This is a genomic window from Chryseobacterium indologenes, assembly GCF_018362995.1.
GTDB lineage: Bacteria > Bacteroidota > Bacteroidia > Flavobacteriales > Weeksellaceae > Chryseobacterium > Chryseobacterium indologenes_G.
In genome coordinates this window covers 2,675,843-2,692,464 of record NZ_CP074372.1, presented here as the reverse complement: position 1 = coordinate 2,692,464, position 16,622 = coordinate 2,675,843, and the positions used below count along the sequence as shown (strand labels likewise).

Genomic DNA, 16,622 nt, shown 5'->3' with positions numbered 1-16,622 from the left:
AAGTAGTGCTGTATTTGTTAAAAGTTACAACCTTTTGGTTTTTAACTTTTTCCTGCGGCCTGCATTGGATTCACCTTTCCGGTTGAGCCTCCTCTTACAGTTCCTCCTTCCTGTTTTTGTTTAAAGAGTTGGAATTTTGAAGTTTCAGTCCCTGATCCGGTGCTGCTCCAGAAATTATTGTTTGTATCAATATCAGCGGTTTCTCTCATTGGATCAAGCTGGATAGATTTTAATTTCTTATCAAAATAATAGGTTTTGGAAACCTTTTGCTCATTCAGTCTCCAGATCTGTGCTGCAGATTTATCGTATAATTTTGAACCATCTTCAAAAGTAAATTCAAGAATGATCGGCATTACCAATCCGCCTTTATTTACAAAATCGATCTGATATCCTGTAATATTTTTGAACTTCTCTTTATCCTTAGCATCTAAAGGAAGACCAGCTTCTGTTTTGATCGTGTATTCCTTGTTATTATCAACCTTTTCCTGGCCTCTGTCATATTTATAATAGAAATCCTGAGCAGCTTTATCAGTATCTACATAGAATTTAATATTCTTATCTTCTCTGTTTCTGATTTTTGAAAGATCTTCAAAACTGTTGACCAATGGTTTTTCAACCTGATATTTCACTTCAGCCGCTGCTTTCGGGTCTGTATCCAGGTTGGGAACGGCTACCGTTACTTTATCAATTGCAATATCTACAGGATCTGTACCGTAGAACCAGCCTCTCCAGAACCAGTCTAGATCTTCACCGCTGGCATCTTCCATGGTACGGAATAAATCTGCAGGTTCAGGATGTTTGAATGCCCATCTTTTAGCATAGGTTTTAAAAGCTTTGTCGAAAAGTTCTCTTCCCATGATCGTTTCACGAAGAATATTCAATCCTGTTGCAGGTTTTGAATACGCGTTCGGACCATATTGAACAATATTTTCAGAGTTACTCATGATAGGCTCCAGCTGATCTTTCGGAAGTTTCATATAATCTACGATCGTCCATGCCGGTCCTCTTTTGGAAGGGAATTTATTATCCCATTTTTCTTCTGTAAGATATTCTGTAAATGTATTCAGACCTTCATCCATCCATGCCCATTGTCTTTCATCAGAATTAATGATCATTGGGAAGAAGTTGTGTCCAACCTCATGAATAATTACTCCGAGCATTCCGTTTTTGGTTCCTTCGGAATAGGTTCCGTCTTTTTCAGTTCTTCCGAAATTGAAACAGATCATTGGATATTCCATTCCGTTCGCCGCTTCTACAGATTGCGCTACAGGATATGGATAAGGAATGGTAAATTCTGAATAGGTTTTAATTGTATGTGCAACCGCTTTTGTGGAAAACTTTCTGTAAAGACCATAAGATTCTTTTGGATAGAAACTCATTGCCATTACTTTATTATTGTTTTCAGGAATCGTTACACGCATTCCGTCCCATACAAACTTTCTCGAAGAAGTCCATGCAAAATCACGGACATCTTTTGCTTCAAAAACCCATATTTTTCTTTGTTTTGAATGATTTTTCTCTGCTTTTTTAGCTTCATCCAACGTTACGATTTCAATAGGTTCAGAGGCATTTTCAGCTTTTCTGTATCTTGATAGCTGATCAGAAGTTAATACCTGATCATAATTTTTACATTCTCCTGTTCCGCCTACAATATGATCGGAAGGAACATTCACTGAAACTTTAAAGTCCCCGAAAACCAATGCAAATTCACCTCTTCCGGTAAACTGGTGGTTCTGCCAGCCCTGGAAGTCACTGTATACACACATTCTTGGATACCATTGGGTTATCGTATACAGATCATTACCATCTTCAGGGAAGTTTTCATAACCTCCACGGCCTCCCATTTTCATTCTGTTGGAGATATTGTAGTTCCAGTCTACCTTGAAAACGAATTTTTCACCCTTTTTCAAAACCTTGGGAAGGTCAATACGCATCATGGTTTTGTTAACCGTGTACTTCAAAGCATTACCTGAAGCATCTGTTACTTTCTCAAGACTTACTCCATAACCATTATCCTTAACGGGAAGTTCTGTTACTTTAAGCTGCTGATCAGTCGTTGAAGGACGAAGAACAGATGAAGTATCGTACCCGGCATTCCTGATGTTTGAGTGTTCGTTTTCATCAAGCTGCAGCCAGATATAATCCAGATCATCCGGAGAATTGTTGTAGTATGTCACCGTTTCCGAACCCTTCAGATTTCTTTTATCCTCATCCAGATAAGCGGAAATGTTATAATCGGCTCTGTTTTGCCAGTATCCGTGTCCCGGAGCTCCTGAAGCCGTTCTGTAAATGTTGGGTGTTGGCAGAATAGTTCCCAGCTGCTCAAACTTGTTACCGTGGTTGCTGCCCGGGTTATTCTGAATATTTTGTGCGGTGAAACCTGTATATGCAAATACAGAAAGTGAAAGTATAACAACTTTTAGTTTCATAACCGAAATGATTTATTAATGATCAAAGATAGTGATAAGCTCTTGAAATAATGAAAATATTTAACTTTTAAAAAGGAATTCTTTCCAAAGTCATTTTTAAGGATAAAGCAAATACCCCGGAAGAAACAAAGAGGATCCAGTCTTTTTTATTCACTTTGAAAAGATTGAGTGAAATAAACAGAATGATTAAGATTGCAGCAACAATTACAATTTGTCCCAGTTCCAGACCAATATTGAATCCCAGCAGAGGTAAAGCAATACTTTGACTTTTCGCAATCATGACCCTTGCGGTATTGGCGAATCCCATTCCATGTACCAGACCAAAGATCAATGCAAGATAATAATTGGCCCGCATCAGGGTCTGCTTTTGATTTTTCATAATGATATTATCCAATGATGTCAGTACAATCGTCAGAGGAATTAAAAACTCAACCCAGTCAGACGGAACTCTGAAGACATCCAGAATACTTAAAGCTAATGTAATGGAATGCCCGATGGTAAATGCCGTAACAAGAATCAGAATTTTTTTCCAGTCATTGTAAGAATAAGCAGCAATCAACGCCAGAACAAATAACTGATGATCTAAAGCATCCAAAGAAATAATATGTTCCCATCCAAGGTTTAAATAAAAAAGAAAATCCTGCATTTTGGTTAAAAATATTTATTGCAAAAATAAACATTTCATTGATGGGAGCTAATCATCCGGAATTTTTACATCAACTTTTCCTGAATGAATTATAATTGGAAGGAGTTTTTATAACTGCTGCTTTTTTTATATTTGCTGTAAAAATAGAATTCATGTCGGGTAAGCTTTTTTTTGGATTTCTTTTATTCGTAACCATGGTATTTCAGAGTTTTGTGAGTGATGAAGCTTTTCATCCTTATCATGTAGGCTCTGTGGAAATTAATTATAATTCAAAATCCAGAACATTTGAAGTGACGGGACGATTCTTCCTTGATGATATGGAAAATGGTCTGGGAAAAAAATATGGAGGAGCTTTTCATTTTAATGATGAAAAATATAAAGCAAGATTGAATGATGCCCTGCAAAAATACTGTTCAGAATATTTCAAGCTAAAAGCTGATAACAAATTTTTAAAAGTAAATTATATCGGATATGAAGAAGATCAGGAATCAGTAGATATCTTTCTCGAGTCTGAACCTGTAACCATACCTAAAAAAGTGGAAACTGCCGTAAGTTTTCTATACAACCTTTTCGATGATCAGATCAATATTGTTCATATTATTGTAAACGGACAAAGAAGCAGTGAAAAGCTTACTTATCCTAACCGCTATCTCTATAAACAGTTCTAAGCATATTAATGAATTAAATAGAAAAGGTAGAAAACTATTCTATTTGTATTTAGGAAATTGTAATTTCACGTAAAGATTTCAGCGTATAATATTATATTTTTGAGGAAGCAAAGGAAGAATCGACTTCGTTGATTTTTTCTAAGCAGTACCAAATCCATGCAGCTTGTTCAGCGACTTGTCGCCTTCTTAGTTTGCTTAATAATAGCAAAACTTAATTTAGTCTTTGCATTTTAAACAATAAGACAAATTTAAAGTCTATTAATTTTCCAGCTAAAGCAACGTATTAATCTCTTTTGCATGGACAAGAAGGTCAGGAAAAAAATCATCATAACATTGCTGAAGATGGTCCTTATTCTTTAAAAAAGCTTCAAAAACAGGAATATCTTTATCCAGATATTTCGCTTTATTGAGCACATTCTGAATACTGAATTTAATTCCCCAGTCTTCACGGTAATTATAAAGCCAGTCGTCCTGTTCCATTTTGACCAGCATTTTTTTGAAATTTTCAGGCAGCCATTGTTTATGGGCATTCAAAACGCTGTAAACCTTAAGAGAATGGGCTTTCCATTCTTCCAAAGAGTTCAGGGAAAGATCTCTGGCTACAAAGTGATCCATAGAAACATCTACAAATGCACCGGCATATAGTCTTACCAAAGGAGCAAATACTTTTTTAGCTTCATGAATGGCGGGATGGGAGTCAGTATAAGTATCAATAGCCCTGTGCATGGTAATTCCGTCCTGAATATCTTTCGGGAAAGAAAAACGATCCCTGTTGCGGATAAAATCTTCGAGAAACTGACCAACGATCTGTCCGTTGGTAAAAGAAAGAAAAGAATGCGCCAGATAATTCATAACTTAAAGGTATGAATTAAAAGTGAATGTTTGATAATGGTGAATAGTGAATAGTGAATCCGCTTCGCTCGTGAATTTTTTATCCACGTTTCAATTGACGATTGATTGGTGGAGCAAAATTGACCGTTCACATTAGAAAAGCCTTTCATGGAAATCCTCAATCTTACTCACTTCCTCGATCTTTATCCCAAACTTTCTTTTCGGAATTTTATTAAGATTGGAAACAAATATTTTTTCATAACCCAGTTTTTCAGCTTCAGTAATTCTTTGTTCCACTTGTGCTACAGGACGTATTTCACCACTTAGCCCTATTTCTCCGGCAAAACAGTAGTGTTCTGAGATAGCAATATCCTCATTGGATGAAAGAACAGAAGCTACCACTGCCAGATCCAGTGCCGGGTCATCCGTTTTTATCCCTCCGGTAATATTCAGGAAAACGTCTTTTGCCCCCAGTTGGAAACCAGCTCTTTTTTCCAGTACAGCCAAAAGCATATTCAGCCTCTTAGAATCAAAACCGGTAGAGCTTCTTTGAGGGGTACCATACACGGCAGTACTTACCAATGCCTGAATTTCCAGAAGCATAGGTCGGTTTCCTTCCAGAGTTACCGCAACGGAGTTACCGGACAGTTCCTCAAATTTCTTGGTGATCAGGATTTCAGAAGGATTTTTAATTTCTTTTAATCCCTGAGAAACCATTTCATAGATACCAATCTCGGAAGTAGATCCAAAACGGTTTTTATTCGCTCTCAGCAATCTGAAAAGGTGATTACGGTCTCCATCAAAATTCAGAACCACATCCACCATGTGTTCCAGAACTTTTGGTCCTGCAATCTGCCCGTCTTTGGTAATGTGTCCTACAAGAAACACCGGAGTATTGTTTTCTTTGGCATATTTGATGATCTCATTGGAGCATTCCCGGATTTGGGAAACGGTTCCCGGAGAACTTTCTATCAGTTGAGATTGCAGAGTCTGAATAGAGTCAATGATCATGAAATCCGGTTCCAGTTTTTTGGCCTCGTGAAGGATTTTTTCCAATGACGTTTCAGTAAACAGAAAGCAGTTTGGATTTTGAATATCTGTAAGCCTGTCTGCTCTCATTTTGATCTGAGAAGCACTTTCTTCCCCCGAAACATAGAAGATTTTTTTCTTCATTTTCAAAGCAAGCTGAAGCAGGAGGGTAGACTTCCCGATTCCAGGTTCACCACCAATCAAAGTAACGGAACCTAAAACAATTCCACCTCCTAAAACACGGTTCAATTCATCAGAAGGAGTTTTTATTCTCGGCTCTTCACTCGTTACTACTTCAACAATATTGATCACATGTTGTTTGGTTTTTGAGAAAGGCGGAGTTTTATGAGAAGGTTTTTCAACCACTTCTTCCACCAGAGTGTTCCATTCTCCACAGTTTTTACATTGCCCGAGCCATTGAGGATATTGTGTTCCGCAGTTTTGACAGAAATATGCTGTTTTCAGTTTTGCCATACTGCGAAGTTATAAAAAAGCATTTTTCTTTCAGAATCTAAATGGATTTAATATTAAAAACTAATCCATCCACGGTAGAAATATCTTTCATATCTTAGCTTTGTTCAATTAAATAGTAATGTAAAATATAATTACAATGAAAAAAGTATTTTTATCTTTCGTATTTACGCTTCTGAGTATTATTGCTTTTGCACAGGGAACCTGGCAGGTGGATCAAATGCATTCATCAATTAACTTTAATATCAAGCACATGGGAATTAGTTTCGTGCAGGGAAGGTTTGATAAATTTGATGGAAAAGCAGCCACTAGTAGTGCTAATCTGGATAATGCCGATTTAAACTTTTCTATCAGTGTTCCAACCATTAATACTGGGGTGGACATGAGAGACAGACATCTTATAAGCGAAGAGTTTTTTGATGTTGCCAAATATCCAACTATCGAATTTAAAAGTTCTTCCGTCACAAAAGATAAAAACAACAATTATATTGTAAAAGGAAAACTGACAATGAAAGGAGTGGAAAAAGAAATCAGTGCTCCGGCTACATTCGGTGGAATTACAAAAAATAAAGACGGAAAAGAAGTTATGGGAATTCAGACAAAATTTACAGTGAATCGTCTGGATTATGGAATTAAATATGATTCGTCTGGTGCTGGAATAGCAAAAGATGTTGAAGTAACAGCTTATTTTGAATTTGTTAAGCAGTAACATTTCAAAACATACAAACTAAAAAGGTTTTCCACTCAATGGAAAACCTTTTTAGTTTGTAGACAGAAATCATGTTGGTTATAACTTTGTTGCATTTGCTTATATCGAATACAGATAAAAAAAATTATCAGGTTTTATTATTGTTTGAGTGGTGTTTTTTAATTTTCAAAATGTAAATAATTGCTTTGTATCTCTTTTTCCCATAACTTTGCACAAACCTAATCTAATGAGTAAAAAGAATACAAAGTACATCTTTGTGACAGGAGGTGTAACTTCATCTTTGGGAAAGGGAATCGTTTCTGCTTCTCTGGGACTTCTACTAAAATCACGCGGCTTTAATGTAACGATCCAAAAATTAGATCCTTATATCAATATCGACCCAGGAACTTTGAACCCTTATGAGCACGGAGAGTGCTATGTAACTGAAGATGGTGCGGAGACAGATCTGGATTTAGGCCACTATGAGCGTTACCTTGATGCTCCTACATCCCAAAACAACAACGTTACTACAGGAAAAATTTATCAGACTGTAATTGAGAAAGAAAGAAAAGGAGATTTCCTTGGAAAAACAGTTCAGGTAATTCCTCATATTACTAACGAAATCAAACGTAGAATTAAAATGCTTTCCAAACAGAACTACGATATCATCATTACGGAGATCGGAGGAACTGTTGGAGATATTGAATCTTTACCTTATATTGAAACTGTTCGTCAGTTAAAATGGGAGTTAGGAGAGAAAAATTCTATGGTGATTCACCTTACTTTACTGCCATACCTGGCTTCAAGTGGAGAATTAAAAACAAAACCATCCCAGCACTCAGTTCGTCAATTGATGGAAAGCGGAATTATGGCAGATGTTTTAGTGTGCAGAACAGAACATAAAATTCCTAAAGATCAGAGAGCAAAGCTTGCTCAATTCTGTAACGTTGCCTTAGAAAACGTTATCGAGTGTAAAGATCTGGAAACAATCTATGAAGTTCCGATGTATCTTCAGAAACAAAACTTTGATGATGTAGTATTGAAAGAACTGGATCTGAAAAGTGATAAAACAGCTGATCTTAAAGACTGGAAGAGTTTCCTTAAGAAATTCCAGAACCCTAAGAAAACAGTTGAGATTGCATTGGTTGGAAAATATGTTTCTCTTCAGGATTCTTATATTTCCATTGCTGAAGCTTTCAAACATGCAGGAGCTGACCTTGAAACTGAAGTAAAAGTAAGATGGGTATACAGTGGAGATATCACAGAAGAAAATATTAAAGATACTCTGAAAGGAGTAAATGGTATCCTTGTAGCTCCAGGTTTCGGAGACAGAGGAATTGAAGGAAAAGTTCTTACCGCAAAATATGCAAGAGAAAATAAAATTCCAATGTTGGGAATCTGTTTAGGAATGCAGATCATGACGATTGAATTTGCAAGAAATGTCTTAGGGCACACCAAAGCAAACTCAATGGAATTTGATACAGCAACTCCGGATCCTGTAATTTCTTTAATGGAAGAACAGAAAAATGTGGTAGATAAAGGAGGAACAATGCGTCTTGGAGCATGGAAATGTTCTTTGAAAAACGGTTCTAAACTATTTGACATCTACGGAAGCAAGAATATTTCTGAAAGACACCGTCACCGTTATGAATTCAACAGTGATTATCTCCAGGAATTTGAGAAAAATGGTTTCCTTGCTACAGGTACAAACCCTGAAACAGGTTTGGTAGAAGCGCTTGAGCTTCCTGATCACCCGTTCTATGTGGGAGTTCAGTATCACCCGGAATATAAAAGTACGGTAGCAACACCGCATCCTTTATTCAGAGCTTTCATCAAGGCTTGCGAAAAAAAATAAGGTAATATTTTATCATAAACGTCTACACATAAACTCAGGCTGATTATTCTCAGCTTGAGTTTATTATATAGTAATGTATTATAGTATAGAGTTTTGATAAAAAAACAGTATTTTTGTCAGCTCAAATTTGCTGCAGATTTATCAGTTTTCTTATAGTTCTGTAGTAAGCTAAGAATAGGAAATTTTAATTATAACAAAAATAAAATGCAACAAAACAACGGAATCGATAAGAAGCAAATGATTAGTTTCGCGGTTTTATGCCTGGTTCTCTTCGGTTTTATGTTCTATTTCCAGAACAAACAAGCGAAAGAAGAGGAGTTAAAAGCTCAGCAGCAGAAAACGGAACAGGTAAAAAATGCCGTAAAACAAACTCAGGCAAACAATATCAATCCAAATGTAACTCCGGGTGCAATTCAGACCGCGAGCCTGTCAAACACAGAATTAAATGTTGAGTTCTCAAGCTTAGGAGGACAGGTTTCTAAAGTTCAGCTTTCAAAATATAAAGCATATGATCACAAAACAGATAAAGCAGATCTTCCTCTTTATCTGATCAATAAAAATAATTCTAACTACGGTTTTCAATTTAAAGATAAAACAGGGAAAGTAATCAATACTAAAGATTTAGTCTTCTCACCTGCTGTTAATGGAAATGCGGTAACGATGACGGCCAATTATAATGGTGCTGTTATCCAGTTTATTTATACATTACTTCCAAAATATACCTTAGATTTTAAAGTAAGAACTCAAGGTTTAGCCAATATCACATCTGACAATAAAGCAGATTTTATCTGGGATTACAATGTAAGAAACCTGGAAAAAGGTAGAGCTCAGGAGCAGTCTCACTCAGAATTCTCTTATGCTTTCAATAATTATAAGGATTATGATTATGATGGAAGAACTACAATGGATGAGGAGAAAGAAACGCTTAACTGGATTGGAGTAAAGCAGCAGTTCTTTTCTTCAGTGATTGAAGCTAAAAATGGTTTCACACATAGTAAGGGTAACCAGGAGACTGTTGAGGAAGGAGAGTATTTGAAGAAACTAAATTATGAAGGTTTCGTTCAGATGACCGGAAGTGAATTGAATCAGGACTTTACGTGGTATTTTATGCCATTAGATTTGCCATTGTTGAAATCTTATGATAAAAACTTTGATGAGATCTTACCATTAGGATGGTCTTTTATCGGTTGGATGAACCGTTATTTCTTTATGTGGTTGTATAGTGTTATCGCTGGCTGGGGATTATCTGCAGGCTGGGTAATTTTTGTAATGACAATCATTGTGAAGCTGATCTTATCACCAATTATGTATAAGCAGCATAAATTGAGTGCGATGATGAAGGTGATCCGTCCGGAAATTGATGAAGCTAATGCTAAATTTAAGGATGCAGATCCAATGAAGAAACAGCAGGCTACAATGGAGATTTATAGAAAAGCCGGAGTGAATCAGATGGCGGGATGTTTACCTGCATTGGTTCAGATTCCTATCTTCTATGCATTGTTCCGTTTCTTCCCGAACTTTATTGACCTTAGAGGACAAGGGTTCTGGTTTGCAAAAGATTTAACAGCTTATGATGATTTGATCAAACTTCCGTTTAAAGTTCCTTTCCTGGGAGATCACTTAAGTATTTTTGCATTAGCTTGTACAATTGTTATCTTAATATATACGGTAATGACTTCAGGAAATATGCAGCAGCCTCAACAGGAAGGAATGCCAAACATGAAGGTTTTAATGTATATCTTCCCGATTACATTCCTATTCTTCCTTAATACTTCGGCTTCAGGTCTTTCATGGTATTATTTTGTATCGAATGCTATTAACATCTTAATCATCCTTGTAATTAAATACCTAATCCTGGATGAAAAGAAAATCCATGCTCAGATTCAGTCTAACAAGGAAAAACCGAAAGCAGAAGGTAAATTCCAGAAGAGAATGAGAGAAATGATGGAGAAAGCTCAGGAGCAGCAAAAAGTTCAGGAGCAGCAGAGAACTAAGAAAAAATAATTCTTAAATTATATTATAAAAAGAGAAGCAATAAATAATTGCTTCTCTTTTTTTATTTGAATTTTATTTAGAATGATTTCAAATTTCTAATCTTGGCATGAGGATTTAATAATTGAAAATGAGATGTTTCAGTCATATTTTAGTCTGAAAGATTGTCTGTGATGAGATGTCGGACCATACTTTATAAGGGCTTCCTGATGTTTTTTTGTTGCATAGCCAAAATTGGTATCCCAGCCATATTCAGGGTGCTCTTCATGAAGTTGAATCATTAATTTATCCCTATAGTTTTTGGCTAGAATAGATGCAGCAGCAATAGATAAAACCTTTGAATCTCCTTTAATAATACATTGATACGGAATGTAATTATAGGGATGAAATTTATTTCCATCTACCAGAATAAGTTCCGGAATTATGGTGAGCTTATCCAATGCACGATGCATAGCATGAATGCTTGCGTTAAGAATATTATGCTCATCAATAAACGAAGGGGGGAGTTCTGCTATAGCATAGTTTTTCACATTATCTTTGATATAACTATCCAAATCCATTCGGGTTTTGAACGTTAATTTTTTTGAATCATTCACCAGATTTTGTTTGAAATCATCATCTAAAATTACTGCAGCAGCTACCACCGGACCGCTTAAACATCCTCTTCCTACTTCATCACATCCAGCCTCGATGTAAAGTTTCGACCAGTTTTTTATTAGCTCCATGAATTGTTTATCTGAATGCAAAAGTATAAAATTTTGAAGGAAGTTATTTTGTGTGTTTTTTTTGTTTTAATTATTGTGGATAGTATAATTTACTGTTTTTAATCTTTTATGTTGATATTGTTAATTATGTGTTTTTTTTATTTAATTATATTTATAATATATTTTTTTTAATAATGAATGTGTTGATTATGAAAAATTAACATTTTTTCTTGCTGATTTTAAGAAAGTTTCACATATTTGTAGGCAATAAAAATAATCATTCTAAACATGAAGAAATTAACTACAAGTGTTTTAGCGATAGCTCTAACTGCTTCCTTTGGAGTAGTGAGTGCGCAAAATACGCAAGGTGATACTTTAAAAGTTACTGACCTCCGTGAGGTTGTTGTTACGGGTGCTCTCGGTCTTAAGAAGAGACAGGATGCGATTGTTACGAGTAATAAAGTTATTGATACTAAAGAACTCAATCAGGCGGTAAACCCTAACGCTGCTCAGGCTTTGACAGGTAAAGTACCAGGTTTGCAGATTAATACTACGAGTAACTCTGTTAATAGCCAAGCAAAAGTAACTATTAGAGGCCCGAGATCTATTTCAGGTAATAATGAAGCATTGATTGTTATTGATGGTGCAATATCTACATTGAGTATTTTTCAGCAGTTACCACCAGAAGTAGTTGAAAGTGTAAACGTTATTAAAGGTCAGCAAGGATCGGCACTATATGGGGAGAAAGGAAGTAACGGGGTTATTGTAGTGACAACTAAAAAGGGTTCCAAATCTGAAAAAATACAATTTACTTTAACATCTTCTATAGATGTATCTACAATTTACAAAACTCCAATCCGTCAGCAGCTTTATGGACAGGGGTGGACTGGTGAGCCCACTGACTTCAGTAGTGTCGAGTATGGAGGAACAAACTGGGTACCTTACGAAAACGGAAGCTGGGGTCCTGCCTATAATGATCCTCAAATTGGAGGGCAGTCATTAATTGCTGGTTTGCCACAAGCTGACGGAAGTCTGATTTATAGCCCATATGCTCCTAGAAAAAACAACGCGGATAAGTTTTTTAGAAATGGAGTTTTGATTCAAAATGGTATTTCAATGAACGTTGGGGGAAGGGACTCTTACTCTTTCCTATCATTCAACAGAGTTGAAAATGATTTTATGATCAAAGGAGATAATCTGAAAAGAAATACTGTATTCTATAAAGGTGGTAAGCAGCTTGGGAAATTAAGAATTGATGCTACTTTTAATTTTATTGATCAAAATACGTCTCAAACCGGCGGGAATCTTTTCGGACAGCTTATCCAGACTCCTACCAATATTGATGTTAGAGCTTATGAAGCGGGAGGAATGGATGGTCACTGGACGGCATTTTCCCGCAGCCCATACTGGTTAAGAGATCATTTACGTAATGATAATAATACGACTACTTTTAATGGTATTGTATCTTTAGGTTATGAGTTTAACAAAAATATTAGTTTGACTTATACAGGTAATATGTCAACAATATCTAATGTAATTGAGACTCATACTGATGCATACGGACCTAATGAAGCTAAAACGTATAATGGTACTGGTACAGCTTATGACGGTACAAACTATCTTGATTACGGCGCTACAGCTATTACTTCTGCTTATAATAAGACAGTCAATAAAATCTGGAGATACTATGGAGATTTAATGTTAAATTTTAATTATGATTTAACTGATGATTTAAACCTTAAATTTAACTTAGGTAACAATATTCAGGATACAAAAGAAGATTATTCTCAAGTTGGAGGAACAAATCTGCAAATTCCTGGATGGTATAATATCCAGAATGTACTTAATGCTACTCCTTGGTACAACCTTGAAAACGGTAAAATGAGAAAGAGAAGTGTAGCATGGTTTTCTAACTTAGATTTAGGATATAAAGATTATCTTTTCTTAAATGCAACTTACAGATTTGAACAATCATCTGCTTTAAGTATTCATGAGACACCTGCAGTAGGAGAGGCTAAAAGACCGTTGAGAAATGATGGGTATTCGTATTATTCTGCTGGGGTATCATTCATTCCGACAAAAGCCTTTAAAAACTTATCAAACGGAGATATTCTGACTTATGCAAAAGTAAGTGGAGGATTTACCAGAACAGGTAACTCTGTACTTGATGCTTATGTTGTTGATGAGATTGGAACTTTCCCAACAGGTTTCCCATTTGGTACACTTTCATCTTATATTATTAATAGAACGCCAGTATCACAGGATATTAAGCCGGAATTCAACAATACTCTAGAAGCTAACTTGAGTTTAGGTTTCCTGAAAGATAGAATTACTTTTGAAGGATCCGTTTATCAGACTAAGACAGATGGTTTGATTACCAATAGTGGTGTATCAAATGCAACAGGATTCAGTAATGTATTAGACAATGCTGGATCTATGAGAAACAGAGGTTTTGAATTAGAATTGGGGGTAACTCCGTTCAAGTCAAAAGATTTTGAATGGAATGTGAAAGGTTCTTATTCAAAATATAAATCTGTGGTTACAAGCTTGGATAATGGGGCTTTAAGTGTACCTAGAGGAGCTTCAGGTCAAGGAATACCAGCTGGTCTTTATGCTGTATTGGGAGGTAGTGCAAACACTATCATGGGTACAGCATATCAGAGAGATCCGGAAGGAAGAATCGTTGTAGATGATCTGGGAATTCCTGTAGTAAGTAGCCAATATAAAGTGCTGGGTAAATTAGACCCTGATTATATCCTGGCCTTCAGTACATCTATTAGAGTTAAAGGGTTTACCATTAGTGCAGTGGCTGATTACAGAACTGGAAACAGTTTTGTTTCTGAAGCTAAAAATTTAATGTCTTATGTAGGTACATTGGAGAAGCAAGCTGATTTTAACCGTTCTAATGGTTATATCATTCCTAATTCTGTTCAGAATACTGGTACAGCTTCTAACCCAGTATATGTTCCAAACACCACACCAGTTGGTGATGATGCAAGTTATGCAGGGACGGTAAACTACTTTACTACCAACTATGGAAGTGATATAGCTGAAGAATTCGTAATTGATGGGACTGCATTAAAAATTAGAGAGATTGCATTAAGCTATGCTATTCCTAAATCAGTATTAGCAAGTACTTTCATTAATAGTATGAGCATTGGTGTTTATGCCAGAAATCCATTTGTGGTGTATGCGAAGGACAATAGAAACTTTGGTGATCCGGAAATGCAAACGGGTGCCAGCTTAGCAGTGAGCCAATATCCTACGGCCAGAAACTTTGGTTTTAACTTTAATATAACTTTCTAAAATTCTAAAAATGAATAAAATTAAATATATAATCTCATCACTTATTGTGGTAGCTTCATTAACATCTTGTAATAATTATCTTGATATTAATGAAAATCCCAATTCTATTCATGCTGAGAATATAACCCCGGAATTAATTTTCCCAGGTGCTGTTGCTCAATCTTATAGAGCGCAGGCTGGTGATATGATGCAGTTTGGTAATTTAATGATGAACTCCTGGGCAGGAGATGTATATCATTATGGTGGGCTATATCCCAATGAATTTTCTTTATCAGCTGTAAATAGCCAGTTTTATGATGGTATTTGGGATAATATTTACCAGAATGTCAATAACTTTGTGGTAATTGAAAGATATCCAAACGGTAATCATTCACAAGATAATTATATTGCTATGGCGAAAGTTATGAAAGCTTTCTATATGCAGTATATTGTTGACCTTTATGGTAATGCTCCTTATACAGAAGCATTTAAAGGACAAAATAATCTTGCTCCTAAGTATGATAAGGATGTTGATATTTATAAATCTCTTATTGGTAATCTTGATGAAGCAGTAGCTCTTATCGATGCAGAAGATGATAATGCTGTAAATCCGGCAGAAAAGGATATTGTTTTTGGGGGTGATATGACTAAGTGGAAGGCATTTGCTCAGACTGTAAAGCTTAGATATTTACTAAGAATGTCAAAAGTAACAGGTGATCTTGCTGCTTACCGTGATGGACATCTTGCAGCATTAAGTTCTAGTACTAACTTAGGAGCTAATTTAATAAGCTCAGATGTTGTTGAAAAACCGGGGTATTCTACTGCTAATAATGATAAGTTGAATCCATTCGCATTTAATTATTATTATAACTCAACTCCTACGGAAGTTCAGAATCATATTGTAATTACAGCTTCAGAACACTTGGCTATTGCTTTAAATGGTAATAACTTGGGAAATACAGCGCCGCAATATCAAAAATTTAATGGACTTGTTGATCCTCGTAGATTCAGATTGTTCACTAGTATAACCTACAATAGTGTTGGTCAGGTAAAAGGTGTGAGACAAGGTGCTACCTCAGGTCAGCCAGGTGCTCCTACAGATAACCAAAATGTATCAAAACTTGCTGCTGGGAATTTTTCGGGAGGTACTCCAGTTAGTAATGTTACAGGTGTTCTTAATGCATCAAATGCCAGAGGAGGTGTTATTATGTCTTTGGCTGAAGCGAAACTATTATTAGCCGAAGCATCTTTAAAATACCCTGCATTGTTTACTGGTGGGCAGACAGCCTTCAATGATGGTGTTACTGCTTCAGGTATTTGGATAGGAGTTACCCCAGTAAATATGGGCACATATATTACAAATATTTCTACAAGACCTGGTTTAGGCTGGGTAGGTACTGATGCGCAAAAAATGGAAGCAATCATGACTCAAAAATGGTTGGCTCTTACTAATGTGAATCCTACTGAAATGTATATTGAATATAATAGAACTGAACTTCCTTATAATCCTTTAGCTGTAAATGCAGTAAAATCAAGAAGGCCATATAGATTGGTTTATCCTAATTCTGAATTTGCGACAAACTCAGCAAATGTACCAAACATTGCAAGTGATGTTGTATTTACTAAAAATCAATATACACCTTTCTGGAACCAGAATTAATCTTACAATTTTAATATATTTTATTACCGCCTTCGGGCGGTTTTTTTTTGTTTTAAGGACTAATGTTTCTTTAAATATAAAAATATGTCTAGCATAGCATGTATGCTGATTAGTGAAGTTTTTTATCTCTTGCTAGATTTCAAGTTGTTGACATTCAAATTGTTTAATCTCTTTTATGTGAAGATTTAATATAGATATTATCAATTTATATGATTGTTATTATTTCTTAAATGAAATTAACAATTAAGTAATTTGTTTTTGTTAAATATCTATTTTTTAACTAATTTTAATACTTATTTTGTTGTTTTGATTTAAAAAAATTAAAAGAAATGTAATTTTTTTAAATTTTGCTTTGTGGTATTAA

The 16,622-nt window shown here is 35.5% G+C and carries 11 protein-coding genes; 6 read left to right on the top strand and 5 right to left on the bottom strand.

The genetic code is table 11. From position 1 onward, the window contains the following. Nucleotides 1-41 precede the first annotated feature (41 nt). Complete coding sequence (locus tag DYR29_RS12105; protein WP_213277078.1) at nucleotides 42-2,429, bottom strand: M1 family metallopeptidase; 2,388 nt, start codon at nucleotides 2,427-2,429, stop codon at nucleotides 42-44. 67 nt (nucleotides 2,430-2,496) lie between these two features. Next, a complete protein-coding gene (locus DYR29_RS12100) occupies nucleotides 2,497-3,075 on the bottom strand; it encodes a HupE/UreJ family protein (protein WP_213277077.1) in 579 nt (192 codons plus the stop codon). A 152-nt stretch (nucleotides 3,076-3,227) separates the two neighbouring features. Between DYR29_RS12100 and DYR29_RS12095 the strand changes: the two genes are divergently transcribed. Continuing rightward, complete coding sequence (locus DYR29_RS12095; protein WP_213277076.1) at nucleotides 3,228-3,743, top strand: DUF6702 family protein; 516 nt, start codon at nucleotides 3,228-3,230, stop codon at nucleotides 3,741-3,743. Nucleotides 3,744-4,013: 270 nt separating this feature from the next. Here DYR29_RS12095 and DYR29_RS12090 read toward each other — a convergent pair whose 3' ends face one another. Further along, nucleotides 4,014-4,595, bottom strand: coding sequence for an ACP phosphodiesterase (locus tag DYR29_RS12090; protein WP_213277075.1), 582 nt, complete (start codon nucleotides 4,593-4,595; stop codon nucleotides 4,014-4,016). A gap of 132 nt (nucleotides 4,596-4,727) precedes the next feature. Continuing rightward, complete coding sequence (radA, locus tag DYR29_RS12085) at nucleotides 4,728-6,077, bottom strand: DNA repair protein RadA (protein WP_047379126.1); 1,350 nt, start codon at nucleotides 6,075-6,077, stop codon at nucleotides 4,728-4,730. A gap of 136 nt (nucleotides 6,078-6,213) precedes the next feature. On the opposite strand from radA, the gene DYR29_RS12080 reads away from it, so the two are divergent. The 3 genes from DYR29_RS12080 to yidC all read left to right on the top strand — a co-directional run bounded on the left by DYR29_RS12080 (nucleotide 6,214) and on the right by yidC (nucleotide 10,621). Beyond that, on the top strand, nucleotides 6,214-6,783 hold the full coding sequence (locus DYR29_RS12080; RefSeq protein ID WP_213277074.1) for a YceI family protein: 570 nt from the start codon (nucleotides 6,214-6,216) through the stop codon (nucleotides 6,781-6,783). Nucleotides 6,784-7,009: 226 nt separating this feature from the next. Further along, nucleotides 7,010-8,617, top strand: a complete 1,608-nt coding sequence (locus DYR29_RS12075) for a CTP synthase (protein ID WP_213277073.1) — start codon at nucleotides 7,010-7,012, stop codon at nucleotides 8,615-8,617. A 204-nt stretch (nucleotides 8,618-8,821) separates the two neighbouring features. Continuing rightward, nucleotides 8,822-10,621, top strand: a complete 1,800-nt coding sequence (gene yidC, locus DYR29_RS12070; RefSeq protein WP_213277072.1) for a membrane protein insertase YidC — start codon at nucleotides 8,822-8,824, stop codon at nucleotides 10,619-10,621. A gap of 128 nt (nucleotides 10,622-10,749) precedes the next feature. Here the strand turns inward: yidC and DYR29_RS12065 are convergent, their stop codons facing one another. After that, entirely contained in the window at nucleotides 10,750-11,334 is a 585-nt protein-coding gene (locus DYR29_RS12065) for a ribonuclease HII (RefSeq protein WP_213277070.1), read from the bottom strand. Between the two features lie 267 nt (nucleotides 11,335-11,601). On the opposite strand from DYR29_RS12065, the gene DYR29_RS12060 reads away from it, so the two are divergent. Further along, complete coding sequence (locus DYR29_RS12060; RefSeq protein WP_213277068.1) at nucleotides 11,602-14,619, top strand: SusC/RagA family TonB-linked outer membrane protein; 3,018 nt, start codon at nucleotides 11,602-11,604, stop codon at nucleotides 14,617-14,619. Nucleotides 14,620-14,629: 10 nt separating this feature from the next. Next, entirely contained in the window at nucleotides 14,630-16,258 is a 1,629-nt protein-coding gene (locus DYR29_RS12055) for a SusD/RagB family nutrient-binding outer membrane lipoprotein (protein ID WP_213277067.1), read from the top strand. Nucleotides 16,259-16,622: the final 364 nt, after the last annotated feature.